Source organism: Pseudonocardia parietis (assembly GCF_017876315.1).
In the GTDB taxonomy this organism is placed as follows: Bacteria; Actinomycetota; Actinomycetes; order Mycobacteriales; family Pseudonocardiaceae; genus Pseudonocardia; species Pseudonocardia parietis.
In genome coordinates this window covers 3,434,488-3,451,606 of record NZ_JAGINU010000001.1, presented here as the reverse complement: position 1 = coordinate 3,451,606, position 17,119 = coordinate 3,434,488, and the positions used below count along the sequence as shown (strand labels likewise).

The 17,119-nt window shown below is 71.2% G+C and carries 18 protein-coding genes; 11 read left to right on the top strand and 7 right to left on the bottom strand.

The annotated features are described in order from the left end of the window. Positions 1–26: 26 nt before the first annotated feature. Genes JOF36_RS16400 through JOF36_RS16390 form a run of 3 tightly spaced genes read right to left on the bottom strand, consistent with a single transcriptional unit; the run spans position 27 to position 1,293 of the window. Complete coding sequence (locus tag JOF36_RS16400; protein ID WP_210027732.1) at positions 27–194, bottom strand: hypervirulence associated TUDOR domain-containing protein; 168 nt, start codon at positions 192–194, stop codon at positions 27–29. After that, positions 191–916: a DUF1990 family protein gene (locus JOF36_RS16395; RefSeq protein ID WP_307862417.1), complete on the bottom strand. Its 726-nt coding sequence runs from the start codon at positions 914–916 to the stop codon at positions 191–193. Before JOF36_RS16395 ends, JOF36_RS16400 begins: the two co-directional genes overlap by 4 nt. 17 nt (positions 917–933) lie before the next feature. Beyond that, a complete protein-coding gene (locus JOF36_RS16390; RefSeq protein WP_307862416.1) occupies positions 934–1,293 on the bottom strand; it encodes a DUF3140 domain-containing protein in 360 nt (119 codons plus the stop codon). Positions 1,294–1,978: 685 nt separating this feature from the next. Here JOF36_RS16390 and JOF36_RS16385 point away from each other — a divergent pair. Both JOF36_RS16385 and JOF36_RS16380 read left to right on the top strand, forming a co-directional pair. Next, a complete protein-coding gene (locus tag JOF36_RS16385; protein ID WP_210035763.1) occupies positions 1,979–2,551 on the top strand; it encodes an FAD-dependent oxidoreductase in 573 nt (190 codons plus the stop codon). 10 nt (positions 2,552–2,561) lie between these two features. Beyond that, entirely contained in the window at positions 2,562–2,876 is a 315-nt protein-coding gene (locus tag JOF36_RS16380) for an oxidoreductase C-terminal domain-containing protein (protein ID WP_210027731.1), read from the top strand. Here the strand turns inward: JOF36_RS16380 and JOF36_RS16375 are convergent. Beyond that, positions 2,866–3,798 carry an NfeD family protein gene (locus JOF36_RS16375; protein WP_210027730.1) on the bottom strand — a complete coding sequence of 311 codons (933 nt, stop codon included), beginning with the start codon at positions 3,796–3,798 and terminating at the stop codon, positions 2,866–2,868. The genes JOF36_RS16380 and JOF36_RS16375 overlap by 11 nt on opposite strands. Positions 3,799–4,179: 381 nt before the next feature. On the opposite strand from JOF36_RS16375, the gene JOF36_RS16370 reads away from it, so the two are divergent. Both JOF36_RS16370 and JOF36_RS16365 read left to right on the top strand, forming a co-directional pair. Beyond that, positions 4,180–5,397, top strand: coding sequence for a cytochrome P450 (locus tag JOF36_RS16370; protein ID WP_210027729.1), 1,218 nt, complete (start codon positions 4,180–4,182; stop codon positions 5,395–5,397). A gap of 40 nt (positions 5,398–5,437) precedes the next feature. Further along, the gene (locus JOF36_RS16365) at positions 5,438–6,814 is read left to right on the top strand and encodes an NtaA/DmoA family FMN-dependent monooxygenase (RefSeq protein ID WP_210027728.1); all 1,377 of its coding nucleotides are present in this window, start codon (positions 5,438–5,440) and stop codon (positions 6,812–6,814) included. 4 nt (positions 6,815–6,818) lie between these two features. On the opposite strand, the gene JOF36_RS16360 is transcribed toward JOF36_RS16365, so the two are convergent. The 3 genes from JOF36_RS16360 to JOF36_RS16350 all read right to left on the bottom strand — a co-directional run bounded on the left by JOF36_RS16360 (position 6,819) and on the right by JOF36_RS16350 (position 10,014). After that, the gene (locus JOF36_RS16360; RefSeq protein ID WP_307862415.1) at positions 6,819–7,607 is read right to left on the bottom strand and encodes a vWA domain-containing protein; all 789 of its coding nucleotides are present in this window, start codon (positions 7,605–7,607) and stop codon (positions 6,819–6,821) included. A gap of 200 nt (positions 7,608–7,807) precedes the next feature. Beyond that, positions 7,808–8,701: an AAA family ATPase gene (locus JOF36_RS16355; protein ID WP_210027727.1), complete on the bottom strand. Its 894-nt coding sequence runs from the start codon at positions 8,699–8,701 to the stop codon at positions 7,808–7,810. A gap of 197 nt (positions 8,702–8,898) precedes the next feature. After that, positions 8,899–10,014: a M20/M25/M40 family metallo-hydrolase gene (locus JOF36_RS16350; protein ID WP_245350871.1), complete on the bottom strand. Its 1,116-nt coding sequence runs from the start codon at positions 10,012–10,014 to the stop codon at positions 8,899–8,901. A gap of 132 nt (positions 10,015–10,146) precedes the next feature. Here JOF36_RS16350 and JOF36_RS16345 point away from each other — a divergent pair, with 132 nt between their 5' ends. From JOF36_RS16345 to JOF36_RS16315, 7 genes are all read left to right on the top strand, one after another. Next, a complete protein-coding gene (locus JOF36_RS16345; RefSeq protein WP_210027726.1) occupies positions 10,147–10,863 on the top strand; it encodes a GNAT family N-acetyltransferase in 717 nt (238 codons plus the stop codon). Beyond that, the gene (locus JOF36_RS16340) at positions 10,860–11,534 is read left to right on the top strand and encodes a MurR/RpiR family transcriptional regulator (RefSeq protein WP_307862414.1); all 675 of its coding nucleotides are present in this window, start codon (positions 10,860–10,862) and stop codon (positions 11,532–11,534) included. The genes JOF36_RS16345 and JOF36_RS16340 overlap by 4 nt, the downstream gene beginning before the upstream one ends. After that, positions 11,534–12,694 carry an o-succinylbenzoate synthase gene (gene menC / locus JOF36_RS16335; protein WP_210027725.1) on the top strand — a complete coding sequence of 387 codons (1,161 nt, stop codon included), beginning with the start codon at positions 11,534–11,536 and terminating at the stop codon, positions 12,692–12,694. Before JOF36_RS16340 ends, menC begins: the two co-directional genes overlap by 1 nt. A gap of 10 nt (positions 12,695–12,704) precedes the next feature. Continuing rightward, complete coding sequence (locus JOF36_RS16330) at positions 12,705–14,186, top strand: Na+/H+ antiporter NhaC family protein (protein ID WP_210027724.1); 1,482 nt, start codon at positions 12,705–12,707, stop codon at positions 14,184–14,186. Positions 14,187–14,196: 10 nt separating this feature from the next. Next, positions 14,197–15,783, top strand: a complete 1,587-nt coding sequence (locus tag JOF36_RS16325) for an N-acyl-D-amino-acid deacylase family protein (RefSeq protein WP_210027722.1) — start codon at positions 14,197–14,199, stop codon at positions 15,781–15,783. Between the two features lie 125 nt (positions 15,784–15,908). After that, positions 15,909–16,379, top strand: coding sequence for a helix-turn-helix domain-containing protein (locus tag JOF36_RS16320; protein WP_210024894.1), 471 nt, complete (start codon positions 15,909–15,911; stop codon positions 16,377–16,379). Continuing rightward, positions 16,268–17,050 carry an IS630 family transposase gene (locus JOF36_RS16315; RefSeq protein WP_307862753.1) on the top strand — a complete coding sequence of 261 codons (783 nt, stop codon included), beginning with the start codon at positions 16,268–16,270 and terminating at the stop codon, positions 17,048–17,050. Before JOF36_RS16320 ends, JOF36_RS16315 begins: the two co-directional genes overlap by 112 nt. The last annotated feature ends 69 nt before the right edge of the window (positions 17,051–17,119 follow it).

The window sequence follows — 17,119 nt, the reverse complement described above, 5'->3', positions numbered from 1 at the left end:
GCCGTGGTTTCGACCCACCTGCGACGCTACACCCCGTCGGGACCGGGCGACCGTCCGTCGGCGGGAAACGCGCGCACCGTGCGCCCGGCCGCCTCGGTGTCGGAGGTGACCTTCTTGATCACCTCGCCGTCGGCCTCGCCACCGTGGCTGCTCCAGCACACCTTGTCGCCCTTGCGGAACTCGTTGTTGCTCATGCTCTGCTCCTTTCCGAGATGGTGGCGCGGGCCCCGGGGAGCAGGTCCTCGTCCACCACCCGGGTCCGGATCGTCACGCCGCCGCGAGCACGCCCTCCGGCGAGGCGCACCGCGCTCAGGCAGAACCGCACCCACATGTTCAGCTGGATCTCCTTGCCCACCCGCAGCCGGGCGTAGAGCATCTGCACGGTCCGGCTGGCTGGCCGGGCCCACACCTCGATCTCCAACCGCAGAAGCGACCCGTGAGCAACCGTGCGGAACTCGATCTGTCCCGCCTCCATGTGGCCGGAAAGGGTCGCGAGGCGGAACGAGGTACTCGTGGCGTCCACCACGCGCACCGGACCGTCCCACGGCCCCGGCATGTGAACCACGACCTCGTCCCCGAGGGCCAGACCTCTGGCCCCACCGGCGATCCGCTCGACGCCGACGACCTCGGTGGGCACCGCTCGGTTGAGGTCGGCGGCCAGGGTGGCGAGCAGCTCGGACCCGGACAGCCGCGAGCCGTCGATGTCCACAGTGAACAGCCGGTGGAACACCGGACCCACACCGGTCCCCATCGGTTGGCAACGGCTGTCGGTCAGCTCGTCGGGCAGTGGTGGTCCGACATCGGTGAGATCGCCCGCGGCGGTCGTCCGGTGGAGCGGGGTGGTCGACCACATGTATCGCCACGTGATGAGGACGACGCCCAGTGTCCAGCGGGCCAGGGTTGTCGACCGGCGCACTCTGTTCTCCTCTGCGCTCAGAACTCGTGGACCGACGGCTGTTCGTCCTTGAGCGGGTCGTGACCCCAGTTCATCAGCGAGTACCGCCACTTCGAGGTCTCGACGTCCTGCTTGGTCGGCGGCTGTTGCAGGTGCCGGTACACGTACCCGACGACCTTGCGCATCGCGGCCAGGTCGTCGTCGTCCAGGTCCCCGGCCTTGGTCTGCTGCAGCTCCACGATCCGGCGGCCCATCTCGTGTCCGGTCGACTCGCCCTGCCCGCCGGTGTCCCCCACCGACTTCGACTCGTCGGTGTCCAGCCAGCGTTGCAGCTCCGCGCGGGTCATGTTGACCGCGTCGTCGAACTCCTCGCGGGTGCCGCGGTCGTCGCCTGCCACGCAACGCTCGTACCCGGCACGCCCGCCCGGAAACCCGGGCCGTCGTCGACGGACCCGCCGCCGGTGCTCGGACGCCACGGCCGGCCGGGCCCGGACGGCAGCCGCAACCCATCCGGCCGCCGCCCGGGTACGTACGCTGGTGCGCGAGCACGGCGCCGAGGCCCCGGCCCTGCCGGTCGGGTCGCTGCGCTCGGCGGCCGCCCGCACGGTGTTGCAGTTGCTGGGTACCGACCCGGACCTGGCTGCTCAGCACCGACGCGGACAGCACGGTCGCGCCCGGCTGGGTCACCGGGCACCTCGCGCTGGCCGCGGCGGGAGCCGACGCGGTGGCCGGCGGCGTCGTCCTCGACCTGCCCGGCTCGCCCCGCCCGCCCGGTGAGCCACCGGACCCGGAGCACCCCGTCTACGCGGCGAACCTCGGGCTCCGGGCGGACACGTTCGGACACGTCGGCGGGTTCCCGTCGCTGGCCAGCGGCAAGGACCACGGGATGGTTGCCCGGCTGCGGGCGGCCGGATTCCGGGTCGTCCCCGGCGTACCGGGAACCGTCCGCACCAGCCCGCGGCACCGGGGCCGGGCCCGCGGCGGGCTCGCCGACCTGCCGCGCCGGACCGCGGCGACCGGTGTCGACGCGCCCGGCGCGGGTAGGCCCGTGGCAGGAGCGCACCCACGTCAGCGGCCGGTCTCCTGGTCATCGGGGGCGGTCCGGCGGCGCACCACGCGGCCACCGCTTACCGCGACCGGGGCGGGCAGGGACGGGTACTTCTCGTCTCCGACGACGACACCCCGCCGTACTTCCGGCCCCCGCTGTCGAAGGACCTGCTCCGTGGCGGGACGGACGCGCCCGCCGAGACGGATCTGCTGCTGGCCCCGGACGGCGTCGACGAGGTCGAGGTCCGCACCGGGTGCGCCGTGACCACCCTGGACACCGGCGCCCGGCGCGCCCACCTCGACGACGGCACGACGGTCGGCTACGACTGCTGCGTGCTCGCCACCGGCTCCGCGCCCGTCCGGCTGCCGGTACCCGGCGCCGAGGGTGCGCTGTACCTGCGGACCCTGGCCGACGCCCGCGTGCTGTGCGACCGGGTCGGGCAGGCGCGCTCGGTGGTCGTCGTGGGATCCGGGTTCATCGGGTGCGAGGCCGCCGTGTCCATGGCCCTGCGGGGCTGCGACGTGACGGTGTGCAGCAACGACCGGGGACGTCGCCCTGGCCCGCAACGCCGCCGCCGGTCGCCACCTGGCCGTCGAGCACTGGGGTGACGCGGAGACCATGGGGCGCATCGCCGGCACGACGGCGGCGGGCGCCGACACGTACTGGGACTCCCCACCCGGGTTCTGGACGGTGATCGGCGACCGCACCCTCAAGTACGCCGCCTGGGGCGACGGCTTCGACGAGGTGGCCGTCTCCGGACACGGCGGCGGCGGCTTCACCGCCTGGTACCGGCAGGACGGCGTCGTGTGCGGCGTGGCCACCCATGAGGCCGACGACGACTACGAGCGCGGCTCGGAACTCGTCCGCCGCGGTGCCGACCCCCAGGCGATCCACAGTGGCCCGGGCGAGGGCAGCCCCTTCGTCAGCGGGTGACCGGACGCCTGCGGTCGAGCTCCTCGAAGAACTCCGGCAGCATCAGGTAGCTGCCGGCGGTGAAGGCCACGCCGCCGAGCAGGAAGCCGATCTTCACGATGAGCGCTCCGGATTCCTGCTCGGCGGTCGGGAACCCGTCGCCGGTGCCGAACCCGGGTAGCGAACCCACGATGAAGCCGACCGAACCGATCACGAACAGCACCGCGACCCACCACGAGATGTTGCGCGGTTCGGCCCGGAGCCGGCCATGACCCACCTCCGCGATCTGCAGCACCGAGGCGATGAGGAACAGCACCGAACCGACCAGGCACGTGACCCACAGCCCGACCGTCCCCGGGACGAGTCCGAGCGTGGACAGCAGCGCGGCGATCGTCTCGTAGTTGAACACCACGGCACCGACGAGGAAGACGAAGGGCACGAGGAAGCCGAGCCGGGTGGGATCCCAGGCCCACCACCGCCAGTGCTCGGGCGGACGGCTGCCTTCCGCCGTGGTGATCCGGTCGTCGGCGTTGAGGTACTCCAGCAGCTGCCCGTAGACGCTGACGGTGTAGAGGACGGCGCCCAGCGTGTAGCACCCCTCGGCGACCAGTGACATCGCGTGCTCTCCGCCGAACAGGCTCGGCACCAGGGAGGCCGCCGCGCCCAGCACGAACAACAGCGAGCCGGCGACGAAGAGGATCGCGACCCACCAGGCGAGCCGGTCCGGCGCCCAGAACCGCTGCCACGGGCTCCGGTGTGACCGCGTGCCGGCGGGGCCGGACGGGCGGCGAGGCCCGTACCCCTTCCGGCCGAGCCGGGACTCGTAACGGTAGGTGCTCCGGTCCGGGCGCCGGTACTCCACATAGGACGTGAACGGACGTGGTCCGCCCTGGCCGACGAGTTCCCAGCTCTCCGGGACCCGCGGGCCGATCGTGGCTCTCATCGCACTCCTACCGCCGGTTCCGGTGCTGCAGGGCAACGGTCGGCAGACCGACCGAGATCGCGGTTACCCACGTGATCGTCGTTCATTCCCCGGGGTGCGGCGTCGGTCCCCACCCGACGGAATCGACGCTGCCGCTGCCCGAGGCGCGGGGTGAGCGCGTGCTGCAGGTGGATGTCGGTGCGGCGGCGACTCGGCCGTGGTGATGACGACGAACCCGGGATCCTAGAACAGAAGAGGGCGCTCTTCTCGGCCCTGCACCGGTGATCCAGTCGATCAATCCGGCCGGCGGGGCGCTAGCGTGGAGACGGGGATCGCCACCACCGGCCCCCGCCCGTCCCGGTCGGGGCTCGTCGCCACCGGCGACGAGCCGGAGGAGGTTCGATGTCCGGCACGCCGGTCGACATGCCGACGTATCCGAAGGCCCGTGGCCGTTGTCCCTTCCACCCGCCGCAGGAGTACGGGCAGTGGCGGGAGGCGGAGGGGCTGACGAAGGTCCGCCTGTGGGACGGCAGGCAGGCCTGGGTCGCGACCCGCATCGACTACCTGCGCCGGATCCTCGCGGACGACCGCTTCAGCGTGGAGTGGAGCCACCCGGGCATGCCGACGATCTCCGAGGGCACCAGCGCGCCGACGCCGACCCGGACCTCGCTCCTGCGCAAGGACGACCCCGAACACGCCCGGCTGCGCCGGATGATCGCCCGTGACTTCACCGGACGGCGGGTCGCGGCGCTGCGGCCGCGGATCGAGCAGGCCTGCGCCGGCCTGCTCGACGACATGGCCCGCCGGGAACCTCCGGTCGACCTCGTTCCGGCCTACACACATGCGGCCCCCGCGCTGATCGCCTGCGAGATCCTCGGCGTGCCCTTCGACGAGACCGGGTACTTCCGCGACCGGATCTCGACCATGATGACGCCGAACGCCTCCCGCGAACAGACGCTCGCAGCCGGCCGCGACCTGCAGGCCTACCTGGGCGAACTGATGCGGCGCAAGCGCGGGGTACCGGGCGAGGACACCTACTCCCGGCTGGTCAACACCCACCTGGCGAACGGCGACATCACCGAGGACGAGTGCGTCGTCATGGCGATCCTCCTGCTGGTCGCCGGGTACGAGAACACCGCCAGCATGATCGCGATGAGCTTCCTGGTGCTGTCCGAGCACCCGGAGCAGCTCGCCCTGGTGCGCGACACCGACGATCCCGCGGTCGTGGCCACCGCGGTGGAGAACCTGCTGCGCTACATGTCGGTGATCGAGAACAACCTCAACCGCGTCGCGCTGGCCGATGTCGAGATCGACGGCCACCTGATCCGTGCGGGCGAGGGCGTCATCCTCAACGTTCCGGCCGCCAACCGCGATCCGCGTGCCTTCGCCGCGCCGGACGTCCTCGACGTCACCAGCGTGGAGCCGGACCGGCACATCGCGTTCGGCGCAGGCGTACACCAGTGCGTCGGCCAGACCCTGGCCCGGGCGGAGCTGCAGGTCGCGCTGCCGATGCTGCTGCGCCGTTTCCCGGGCATCCGGCCCGCGGTCGCGATCGACGACCTCGCGCTCAAGCAGAACCCGCTCATCGTCGGTGTGGACGCGCTCCCCGTCACGTGGTGAGTACGGCCCGTCAGCGTTCCACCACCGGGAGGACCCTGCCATGAGCGTTCCGCTGCTGTTCAACGCGTTCCTGATGAACACGCCCTCGCACCTCCACCACGGCCAGTGGCGTCATCCGGACGCCCGGCAGGTCGAGTTCGACACCCTCGACCTGTGGGTGGAGGTGGCGAAGCTGCTGGAGGACGCGATGTTCGACGCGCTGTTCTTCGCCGACGTCTCCGGCATCTTCGGCCCGGTCGACGGCCGGTACGCCGACAACGTCCACGAGGCGGTGCAGATCCCCAGCAACGACCCGATCGTCCTGCTCGGTGCGCTGGCCGCGACCACCCGCCGGATCGGTCTGGCATCGACGTCCAGCATCATCCAGAACCCGCCGTTCAACTTCGCCCGGCAGATCTCCACGCTCGATCACCTCAGTCGCGGCCGGATCGCCTGGAACATCGTGACCTCGTCCCAGGAGAACGCGGCGCGCAACTTCGGCATGACGGGGCTGGTCGAGCACGACGAGCGCTACGAGTGGGCCGAGGAGTACGTCAGCGTCGCCTACAAGCTGTGGGAGGGGTCCTGGGACGACGACGCGTTGCTCGTCGACCGGGAGGGCGGCCGCTACGCCGACCCGGCGCGGATCCACAAGATCCGGCACGTGGGTCCCCGGTACCAGGTGGAGGGCCCGCATCTGCCCTCCCCCAGCCCGCAGCGGACGCCGCTGCTGTTCCAGGCCGGTGGGTCGCCGCGCGGGATGGCGTTCGCCGCCCGGCACGCCGAGGCGGTCTTCATCAACACCCCGTCGCCGGAGGTCGCGCGCGACCACATCGCCCGCACCCGCGCGCTCGCCGAGGCGGAGGGCCGCCGCGCCGACGACATCCGCTTCTTCCAGCTGCTCAGCATCGCCGCGGGCCGCACGGCCACCGAGGCCCAGCAGCGGTACGACGAGCTGCGGGCCTGGGCGTCGGTGACCGGGTACCGGACCCACGTCTCCCTCGGCATCCTCCCGGACGGCACCCGGCTGCCCGACGACACGCCGCTGCGCGACATCCCGAACAACGGTGGTCGCGGACACGTCGACTGGTTGCGCGCGGAGAACCCGGAGCGGGAGCCCGTGCTGGCCGATCTCGCCCGGCGGCGGATGGACGGGCAGACGGTCGTCGGGACCCCGGACATGATCGCCGACGAGCTGGAACGCTGGCGTGCGGTAGGTGTGGACGGGATCAACCTGGTCAACCACCGGTTGCCGTCGAGCTACGAGCAGTTCGTCGAGCTCGTGCTGCCGGTGCTGCGCGAGCGTGGGCTGGCCAAGGCGTCCTACGGCGACGCGCGGACCCTGCGGGGCAGGCTCTTCGGGCACGACCGGCTACCCGAGCGTCACCCCGGCGCCCGGTTCCGCGGGGCGTTCCGGGACGGGCCCCGGGACGGCTGACTGATCAGCGGTTCATGATCCGGTTGAGGGCCGGCGCGACGTCGCGATGCGTCGCCACGGGCGTGCAGGTCCCACGCCCCAGGCGAGCGATGTCCCGGCCCAGCGGCAGGTCGTGCTCGCCGTCGGTCTCGAGCAGCACGTGCAGCTCCGGGAAGCGCCGGGCGAGATCCCGCGGGTCCGGGCCGGCGTTGTGGACGGCGTCGGTGAGCAGGATCGCGGTACGGCGCCGGGCCGCGGACCGGGCGAGCTCGGCGCGCGCGACCGACAGCCCGAACCCGACGTTGGTGAGTCCCCGGGCGGGGATCCGGAGCAACGAGTCCAGCAGCGCCGACGGCTCCGCCCGCTCGGTGAGACCCTTGACGACCGCGGCGTCGGACCAGAAGGCGATCAGCGCGAGCTGATCCCCCGATCCGGCCAGGTCCGCGGAGAGGGCCGCGACCGTGGCGGCGGCGATCCGGACCTTCTCACCGCGCATCGACCCGGACACGTCCACGATCAGCACGGCCGCGCGCCGCGAGCTCATCCGTTCGCGGACGATCACGTCGGTGTCATCGGGCACCGGCCGTTCCACGAGCCGCTCGATGGTCGCGTCCAGATCGATCTCGTCGGAGCGGTAGGCGTACGGCATCGAGGCGAGCACGCCGGTGCCGCGTTCGGCGCGGGCGTCGCGAGGACGGCGCCGTACCGACAGCCGGCGGGCGATCGTCTGTGCCATCGACGCCACGGCCGGGTCCGGCGGGGTCTCCTCCAGCAGATCGGCGAGGTCCTTGCGAGCGGCCTGCTGAGCGGTCACCAGGACGCCCTGCCCACCGACGGGCCGGGCGTCGTCCCCGGCGCCGCGCTCGGGATCGAGCTCGGCGACGACCGGGACCCCCGGGCCGTTGCGGAACAGGTCCGGAGCCGCGGAGAGCTTCTTGGGCTTGCGGCGCAGGGGTTGCAGTGTCCGTCGGTCACCGCGCTCAGCGGTGGGCAGCTCGACAGCGTTGGGAACCCTCAGGCTGTGCGGACCCGGCGCTGCCCGCCGGGGACGGAGAAAAAATGGTTCTCCCAGATCTCGGTGATGACCTGCTCCGGGGTGGCGTCCGACGCCTCGTCCACCCCGATCCGCGCCGACAGGGCGAGCAGCGCGGCGTCGAGCATCAGCGGGGGGCGCTCGCCCTCCGGCGAGATCCGTTCCAACTCCATCGCGATCGCGACCAGGTCGATCGCCCCGCGTACGGACGAGCCGCGGCGCAGCTCCGGGTGCGCGCGCGTCGCACGGGTCAGCGCGACGCCGTCGTCGACCAGCCCTCGATCGGTGCAGCCGGTACGGCGCGCGACGATGTCGCTCTCCTCCACATCGGACTGGTAGCCGACGGCCAGCCGGTTCCACCGGTCGTAGACCGAGTCGGAGATCCGGGCGGTACCGACGTTGTCGAACGGGTTCATCGACGCCAGGACCCGGAAGGTCTGCTCGGCGCGCATCGTCCCGACCCGGGGCACCGTCACCGCCCGCTCCGCCATGGCCCCGAGCAGGACGTTGAGCGTGTCCTCCGGCGCGCGGTTCAGCTCCTCGATGTAGAGGAACCCGCCGGTGCGCATCGCCTCGACCAGCGGCCCCGGGACGAAGTTGTCGGGCGAGTAGTCCTCCTGCAGGACCCTGGCCGGATTGTGGTGTCCCACCAGGCGAGCCGGGGTCAGCTCGGCGTTGCCCTCCACGAGCACGAAGGGCACCCCCCAGTGCTCGGTGATCGCCCGGAGCATCGTCGACTTCGACGTGCCGGGCGGCCCCTCGAGCACGACGTCACGACCCGCGGCGACCGCGGCCAGAACCAGTGTCAGCTCGCGTTCCCGGCCGACCACCGAGCGCGCGATCTCGTCCCGCGCGCGGCTCTCGCGTGTCGTCATGCGTGCTTCGCCTCTCCCGTGCGTCCAGCCACCTTTCGACCGACCGGTCGATGAAATCATTGGACCACGGCGGCGGACCCTGTACATCGTCGCTGGACGACGGACTTCGACGTCGGCTACGCGGACGCCGGGTGGTCCGATCCGGCCCGGTTCCGATTACCTCCCGCGCCGTCGTCGAAGCGCCACGGCCCAAGGGGTTACAGCCGCGCGAGTAGCTCGGTGACCAGCTCCGCCCGTTCTGCGAGCGACGAGATGACGATCTGCTCATCGGGAGCGTGTGCGCCCCGACCGACCGGACCGAAGCCGTCGAGGACCGGGACACCGAGCCCGCCGACCAGGTTCGTGTCCGCGCCCCCGCGGGCCGGCCGCCCGGTCACGCTCTGGCCGCATGCCTCGCCCGCCGTCGTGGCGACGGTGAGCAGTTGCGCGGTCATCGGAGTGGCGGCCCACGGCGGACGGGCGCCGAGGATCTCCGTACGTACGACGGCCCCGGGCCGGACGGGTCGCAGTGCCGCAAGCCGGGCCAGTACATCGGCTTCCTGATCGGGAGTCTCGAACCGCAGGCCCAGATCGCACCAGGCGTCACCCGCGACGACATTGGTCCGTCCCCCTCCCCCGACGGTTCCCGCATTGCAGAGGACGCCCTCGCGGTGCTCGGTCGCAGCCCGGACCGCGCCGAGCTGGTCGACGAGCTCATCGACTGCCGAGACCCCGTCGTCCGGCGCGAGGGCCGCATGAGACTCCCGGCCGGTGCAGGTCAGACGGAGCCGGGTGCTACCCCACCGAGCGGTCTTGAGCCCGCCGTCCGGGTGCGGAGGCTCGAACCCCAGGACCGCCGCGCTGCCCGTGGCCCGATCACGCACCAGGTGTCGAGCGGTCGGTGACCCGACTTCCTCATCGGCGACCACCAGCACCCGGATCGGGCGGTGTGCCCGCCCGGAGGCGCGTAGCGCTCGTACGGCGGTCTCGGCGACGACGAGACCGCCCTTCATGTCGTAGACGCCCGGGCCGTACAGGATCCCGTCGGCGGCCCGCAGCGGAAGGGCGCCCACCGGCCAGACGGTGTCGTGGTGGCCGAGCAGGAGCACCGGTAGCTCGGCCTCCCGCCCCGCTGCGCCGTCGATCTCGACGCACAGGTGCGCGCCCTGCGGTGCGGGCTCGGTCCACACCCGTCCCCCGAGCCGTTCCCAGCCGGCGGCGACGACCTCGAGCAGCGCGTCGAGCCTCGGTGCGTCGGCGGACGGTGATTCGAGCCGGACGTAACGCTCCACATCGGCCTGCATTCGAGCCGCGTCCGCGGCGAGCGGGTTCATAGATACGGAACGTATCACTACCGAATTTTTCAAGTAGATCTTGACTACCTGCGTCTACGTCGACAACTGTACGTCCATGCGTTTCACAACCTTGCTCCGCTCGTGATGGTCGAGCAGCTTCGGGGGGCTGCGGTGGTCCGCGATCTCGACGATCCGGACCTTCAGGACCAGGCGGTCGCGCTCTACCGGAGCGTGTTCGGCGGCGCTCCGGAGTCCGGTCTCGAGCTGAACACCCGGTTGCTCAGCGCGGTGCTGCGCAACGGCGGCACCGCACTCGGGATGGTCGAGGACGGCGCGTTGCTGGGGTTCGCCGTCGGCTTCTGCGGTTCCCGAGACGGGAGCGTCTACCACTACTCCCAGACGGCTGCGGTCGCACCGGAGCACCGCGGCCGTGGTCTCGGTCGCACGATCAAACTCGCCCAGGCCGCGTCCGCCCGTGCTGCCGGCGCCACCAGGATGCGCTGGTCGTTCGACCCGGCCGTCGCCCGCAACGGGCACTTCAACCTGGACGTGCTCGGGGCAGCCGGACGCTGGTACGTCGAGGACTTCTACCACCGCCCCGGCACCGACCGCGTCGTCGTCGACTGGGACCTCACCGAATCCGACGTGGCCGAGCCGCCGGTCGCTCCGCCCACGCCCGGGCCGGCCACGGGCGAGATGGGGCACTGGACACTCGACGGGGATGTGGGAAGCCTCGTCGTACCGGCGAACGGGCTCGTACCGGCACCTGTTCGCGACCGGATCCGGGAGGGTTTCCGGGCGCTGCTGGGGCACGGCATGGTCGCCCGGTCGTGCGTGCGAGTCGCACCGGACCGGGCCGTCTATGTCTTCACCGGAGCAACGTCGTGAGCCCCGCACAGCCCGGCGAGCCGGGGGCCGACCGGGATTTGGTCAGCCCGAGCCAGCGGTTCGACGCGCGGATGCAGCGCCGGTCCGGGAGCGTGCTGCGCAGGCGCCTGGTCGAGCAGGAGCTGGCCTCGTTGCAGGCCGTCCTGGAGCGTTTCACCGAGGACGGGAGCATCGAGCGAGCCGCGGCCCACGTCGTCGGAGCCCGCCGCCGGTTCATCCTCGGTACCGGGAAGTCGTTCGCGTTCGCCCGGCTGCTCGCCGGCGACCTGGGGGCGGCGCTGTCCCAGGTGACCCAGATCGATGGAAGCCTCGCTCCGGCGGTCGACGTCCTCACCGAGGTCCGCGACACCGATGTGCTCGTCGCCTACTCGTTCCGCCGCTACCGGAAGGACACCGTCGAGATCAGCCGGGCGTTCGTCCAGGCCGGCGGCTCGCTGGTCCTGATCACCGACTCCGCGGACGGTCCGCTGACCGACGTCGCGGCCGAGGTCGTGGTCGTGCCGACCGAGAGCGCTTCCTGGTCGGACTCGCCGACCGCCGTCGCGTCCGCCACCCACATCCTCTCCGCCCTGACCACGGCCAGCGCGAAGGGAGCCCGGCGCCGGTTGCAGGAGCGCGACCGGGTCTCCGCCGAGCTGGGCCTCCACATCGACCCCGCTGAGGAATCCTGATGAAGATCGTGCAAGGCCGGCTACATCTCGTCCGGCTGCCGCTGGTGCATTCGTTCGAGACGAGCTCGCACCGCAAGGCCCATCTCGACCACATTCTTGTCGAGCTGACCGACGACCGGGGCCGGGTCGGGTGGGGAGAGATCGCCTCACCGAGCGACCCGTACTACGCGGCCGACACCGTCGGCACGAGCTGGCTCATCGCGACCGAGTACCTGTTGCCCGCGGTCGTCGGCGCGGACGTCGAATCGCCGGACCGGGTGCCGGATCTGTTCGGAAAGGTGCGGGGGAACCGCTTCGCCGCTGCCGGGGTGGACGCGGCGGCATGGGCGTTGTGGGCGACCGGCCAGGGCGTGCCGCTCGGCTCGGCGTTGGGCGGCACCCGCGACACGGTCGTCGCGGGCGTCTCGCTCGGCATCGAGCGGACCGTGGACGACCTGCTCGCGCAGGTGGGCCGGCACGTCGACGCCGGCTACGGGCGCGTCAAACTCAAGATTGCCCCGGGCTGGGACACCGAGCCGGTGCGGGCCGTCCGATCCACCTTCCCGGAGCTGATGCTGCAGGTCGACGCGAACGGTGCCTACCGGGACGATCCGGAACACCTCGCCGCGCTGGAGGCGCTCGACGACACGGGCCTGCTCATGATCGAGCAGCCGTTCGCCCCGCGAGACCTTCTTACGTCTGCGGCGCTGCAGGCGCGCCTCACGACGCCCGTCTGCCTCGACGAGTCCGTCGAAACCGTCGACGACCTGCGCGTCGCGGACGCCCTGGGCGCCGGACGTGTACTGAACATCAAGGTGTCACGGATGGGCGGGCTGACCGCAGCCGTCCGCGCGCACGACGCGGCACGCGAACTCGGCTGGCCGGCGTGGTGCGGCGGAATGCACGAGTTCGGAGTGGGCCGCGCGGCGAACGTCGCGCTGTCGAGCCTGCCCGGGTTCACGCTCCCCTCCGACGTCTCGGCATCGGCGAAGTACTACGCCCGTGACGTCACCGAACCGATCACCGCCGAGGGAGGCGTCGTCCGGGTGTCCACGCGGCCCGGGCTGGGTGTGACGGTCGACCACGAGTTCCTCGCGCAGGTCCGGCAGCGGACGTTCGCCCTCGGCGCGGACACCGAGCCGGAGCCGGCCGGCCTGCTCACCAATCTCTCCCACCGATGAAGGAAGACCGATGAGCACATCGAACGATCCGCCGGGTCCCGCCGCGCCGGCACGAGCAGGCACCGCGTCGCCCGACACCTCGCCGCCGGCCGAGACCGGGAAGAGCCCGCGCGGATCAGTCCTACGGGAACGTCTGGTGTCCTGTGCCGCCGTCGCCGGGCTGCTGACGTCGCTGGTCGCAGGCATGGTCACCTCTCCCCCGACGCTGTGGGGACTCCTCCCGATCGTGCTCTACGCGGGCCTGGCGTTGTCGGGCATGAACATCACGGTCGCGACCGCCGTCGCGGTGATCTCCGCGCTGCTGGTGCTGCTGCCGACACCGGTCGCGGCCGCCGAATTGCTCGGGGACTCGCTCGGCGAGATGGTCACGATGATCGGCCTGATCATCATGCTCGGTGCCGGTGTCGGCGAGATCCTGCGGGTGACCGGCGTCGCGGACACGATCGTGCAGTCGGTGCTGCGGGTGGTCGGTCACACCAGCCGGACCCGGACGATCCTCGGAGTGATGCTGGCGTGCCTGGCGCTGGTCGCCGCTCTCGGAACCCTGGCCGGCGCGCTCGCGATCGCCGCCCCGATCCTGCTTCCGGTCGTCGCCCGGCTGGGCTTCACCCGCTCCGCGACCGCCGCGATGATGTTCATCGGTGGCTGCGCCGGTCTGGCGATCGCGCCGTTCGCCGGGTCGAACGTGGCGATCATGTCGGCGGCCGAGGTCGGTTACCTGCCGTACCTGTTGTACGGCGCAGGCCCGCTGGCGTTGCTGTCGATCGTGGCCGGCCTGCTGATCGTGCCGTGGATCCAGCGCCGCACGGAGGGGACGGGTGACGGGTACGACGACGCCGACGTCGCCGCTCCGGAGCCGACCGATGCCTCGTTCCGGCGCGGGCCGGCGACGGTGGCGTTCGTCGCGACGCTGCTCGCATCGATCGTCTACGCCGTCGCGACCGAAGCGGGGACGTCCTTCCCGCTGCTCGCGCTGCCCGTCCTCGCCGTCGTCACCGGCCTGGCCGCCGGTCTGCGGGTGTCCTCCATCGCCCGGCACGTCATCCAGGGGGCCGGCACGCAGGTCACGATGTTCCTGCTGTTCTGGCTGCTGGCCGCCTTCTTCCTGGTCGTCGACGAACTCAAGCCGTTCGACGTCGTCCTGGAGACCTTCTCCGCCGAGTTCGGCGCGATGTCCCCGCTGCTGTTCGTAGCCGTCATCGCGCTGCTCGGGTGGGTCGGCGTGCCCGGCGCGACCGCGGCGCAGGTGGTGCTGCTCGACGAGGTCTTCGGCGGCCTCGCGGCGAGCCTCGGGATCGGGGTGAACGCCTGGGTGATCGTCCTGCTGTTCGCTTCGAAGATCGACACCTACGGGCCGTTCCCCAACGCGAACATGGTAGGCGCGATGGGGCTGGCCCGGTCGTCGAACCTGCGCAGCCTGCTCGTAGCCGGCTGGCTGGTGCTGCTACCGGCGGCCTTGATGTACGCCGTGATCCTCTTCTTCGAGGTCTGAGGAGCCGAGCATGACCGAACACGAGATCGTCGTCCGCGGCGGACAGGTCGTCGACGGGACGGGTGCACCGCGCCGTCGTGCCGACGTCGGGATCAGCGCGGGCCGGATCAGCGGGGTCGGAGTGGGGCTCGAAGGCCAGACCGTCGTCGAGGCCGACGGAGCGGTCGTCGCACCGGGGTTCATCGACCTGCACTCCCACGCGGACTTCACCGTGGAGGGATCTCCGCACGCCACGACACAGCTGCACCAGGGCGTGACGACGCTGCTGACCGGCAACTGCGGATTCTCACCGTTTCCCGTACGGGCGGACGGGGAACGGCACCGCCTGCCATTGGGCGAGGGCACACTGAGCTGGGACTGGGACGACGCGGCCGGCTACCGGCGGGCCGTCGAGCGGGCCCGACCAGCGATCAACATCGGCCTGCAGGTCGGGCACGGCACGATCCGGCACGCGGTGCTCGGCGGAGCCGATCGGCCACCTACGCCCCGCGAGCTCGACCGGATGCGGGCGCTCGTGGCCGACGCGGCCCGTGCCGGTGCGCTCGGACTGTCATCGGGGCTGATCTACGCCCCGGGTGTCTTCGGCACCGCCGAGGAGGTCACGGCGCTGGTCGCGGAGGCGGCCGAGCACGGGATGCTCTACTCCACTCACGTGCGCAACGAGACCGACCGGGTCGTCGACGCCGTCGCCGAGGCGATCGACGCAGCCGAGCGCGGTGGTGCACGCCTGGAGGTCTCGCACCTCAAGTGCATGGGGCGGCCGAACCACGGCTCGGTGCGCCGCGCGCTCGAGCTGATCGACGCCGCTCGCGAGCGTGGTGTCGATGTGGCAGCGGACGTGTACCCGTACACGGCGTCGAGCACCGGCCTGGCGTCGCGGCTTGCCCCATGGGCGGTCGACGGTGGCCCGGACGCCCTGCTGCAGCGGCTGGCCGAACCCGCGACCCGGGCGCGGATCGCCGAAGCGCTGCGCACGCGTTTCACCGAGGACATCGACCCGAGCGGTGTCGTGCTGGCCGAGCTCGGGGAGGGACCGTACACAGGAGACATCGGCCGTTCGCTGACCGATCTGGCGATTCGCGACGGCGTCGATCCGGTCGACGCCGCGCTCGACGTGCTCGAGATGCACCGGGTGCAGGTCAGCATCGTGAACCACGCGATGGCCGAGGACGATGTGGACACCGTGTTGCGGCACCCGATGGTCTCGGTCGCCAGCGACGGTGCCGTGCTGGACGCGACCGGCGACGGCGTACCGCATCCGCGCAGCTTCGGCACGTTCGCAAGGGTCCTGGGCCGGTACGTGCGCGAGCGCGGTGTCCTGACGCTGGAGGACGCGGTGCGCAAGATGACGTCCCTACCTGCGGGCCGGCTGGCTCTCCACGACCGCGGGGTGCTCCGTGCGGGAGCGGTCGCCGACATCGTGGTGTTCGATCCGGACAGCGTGGTCGACCGCTCGACCTACACCGACCCGTGGCAGTTGGCCGAGGGAGTGCACACCGTGTTCGTCAACGGTGTGCAGGCCGTGCGCGACGGGACACCGACCGGGCGGGCGGCCGGCGGTGTCCTGCAGAGCCTCCGGGCGTCGGCCACCGCTTGACGGCCGGCCGTCATCAATTCTGATCAGTGGCGCTAACGGACTAGTAGCGTGTCGCCGCTAAAACTATCGCTATCTGGTGTATGAGCCTCTCATCATGTTGCTCGTGTTGAGAGGATGCCCAGACGATGGCTCGTCCGAAGGTGTTCACGATCGGCCTGTCGGCTGCTGATCGCGAGTTCCTGTCCAAGCTGACCGTGACCGGCACGCATCCGGCGCGGATGATCATCCGTGCTCGGGTACTGCTGGAGCTGGACGAGAACGTCGGCCCGGTGGACGCTCGGTCGATGGTCGCGGATCGGGTCGGGGTCTCCCAAAACACGGTCCGGTCGATCGCGAAACGGTTCGACGAGACCGACGGCGACGTGCTGGCCACGATCGGCCGCAAGCCGCGTGAGACACCGCCGGTAGCGCCGATCGTGACCGGCGAGGTCGAGGCCCGGTTGATCGCACTGGCCTGCTCGAGCCCACCGCAGGGCTATACACGCTGGTCGCTGCGCTTGCTCGAGCGTCAGGTCGCCCTGGTCGCCGACCTGCCCGATCTGGATCACTCCACCATCGGCCGAGTGTTAAAAAAACGAAACTGCGTCCTCATCTGAAGAAGTGCTGGACGATCCCACCGCACGCCAGCGCCGAGTTCGCCGCTCGGATGGAAGACGTCCTGGCTGTCTACGCCCGCCCCTATGACCCCCGCCGACCGGTGGTGTGCATGGACGAGAAGCCCTACCAGCTGCTAGGGCAGGTCCGCGAGCCGATCCCCGCCGAGCCCGGTCACGACCGCAAAGAGGACAGCGAGTACGTCCGCAACGGCACCTGCTCGATCTTCGTCTGGGCCGAACCCCTACGCGGCTGGCGCCGCGTCGACGCTCAACCACGCCGAACCAAGATCGACTGGGCCCGTCAGGTGCAGCACCTGCTCACCCACGACTACCCCGACGCCGACACCGTCGTGCTGGTCATGGACAACCTCAACACCCACGGAGTCGGCTCTCTCTACGAAGCGTTCGAACCCTCCACGGCCTTTGCCTTGGCACAACGACTGGAGATCCACCACACGCCCCGCCACGGCTCCTGGCTCAACATCGCCGAGATCGAACTTTCAGCTCTCACCCGCCAGTGCCTCGACCGGCGCATCACCGACATCGACACCCTCAACACCGAACTCGCCGCCTGGCAAGACGCCACCAACACCGACCACCGTCAGGTCAACTGGCAATTCACCACCACCGACGCCCGCATCAAGCTCCGCCACCTCTACCCCAACAATTAGATGCGACGGTCTACTAGAGCCTCCGGCCGCTGAATGGGTGTCAGCTCCACGCCGACGCCACGGAAGGCT

Coding starts and splice junctions, on each gene's coding strand:
- JOF36_RS16380 (WP_210027731.1), top strand. CDS start 2,562: ATGGGGCGCATCGCCGGCACGACGGCGGCGGGCGCCGACACGTACTGG.
- JOF36_RS16330 (WP_210027724.1), top strand. CDS start 12,705: ATGAGCACATCGAACGATCCGCCGGGTCCCGCCGCGCCGGCACGAGCA.
- JOF36_RS16320 (WP_210024894.1), top strand. CDS start 15,909: ATGGCTCGTCCGAAGGTGTTCACGATCGGCCTGTCGGCTGCTGATCGC.
- menC (WP_210027725.1), top strand. CDS start 11,534: ATGAAGATCGTGCAAGGCCGGCTACATCTCGTCCGGCTGCCGCTGGTG.
- JOF36_RS16350 (WP_245350871.1), bottom strand. CDS start 10,014: ATGAACCCGCTCGCCGCGGACGCGGCTCGAATGCAGGCCGATGTGGAG.
- JOF36_RS16325 (WP_210027722.1), top strand. CDS start 14,197: ATGACCGAACACGAGATCGTCGTCCGCGGCGGACAGGTCGTCGACGGG.
- JOF36_RS16375 (WP_210027730.1), bottom strand. CDS start 3,798: ATGAGAGCCACGATCGGCCCGCGGGTCCCGGAGAGCTGGGAACTCGTC.
- JOF36_RS16400 (WP_210027732.1), bottom strand. CDS start 194: ATGAGCAACAACGAGTTCCGCAAGGGCGACAAGGTGTGCTGGAGCAGC.
- JOF36_RS16365 (WP_210027728.1), top strand. CDS start 5,438: ATGAGCGTTCCGCTGCTGTTCAACGCGTTCCTGATGAACACGCCCTCG.
- JOF36_RS16355 (WP_210027727.1), bottom strand. CDS start 8,701: ATGACGACACGCGAGAGCCGCGCGCGGGACGAGATCGCGCGCTCGGTG.
- JOF36_RS16370 (WP_210027729.1), top strand. CDS start 4,180: ATGTCCGGCACGCCGGTCGACATGCCGACGTATCCGAAGGCCCGTGGC.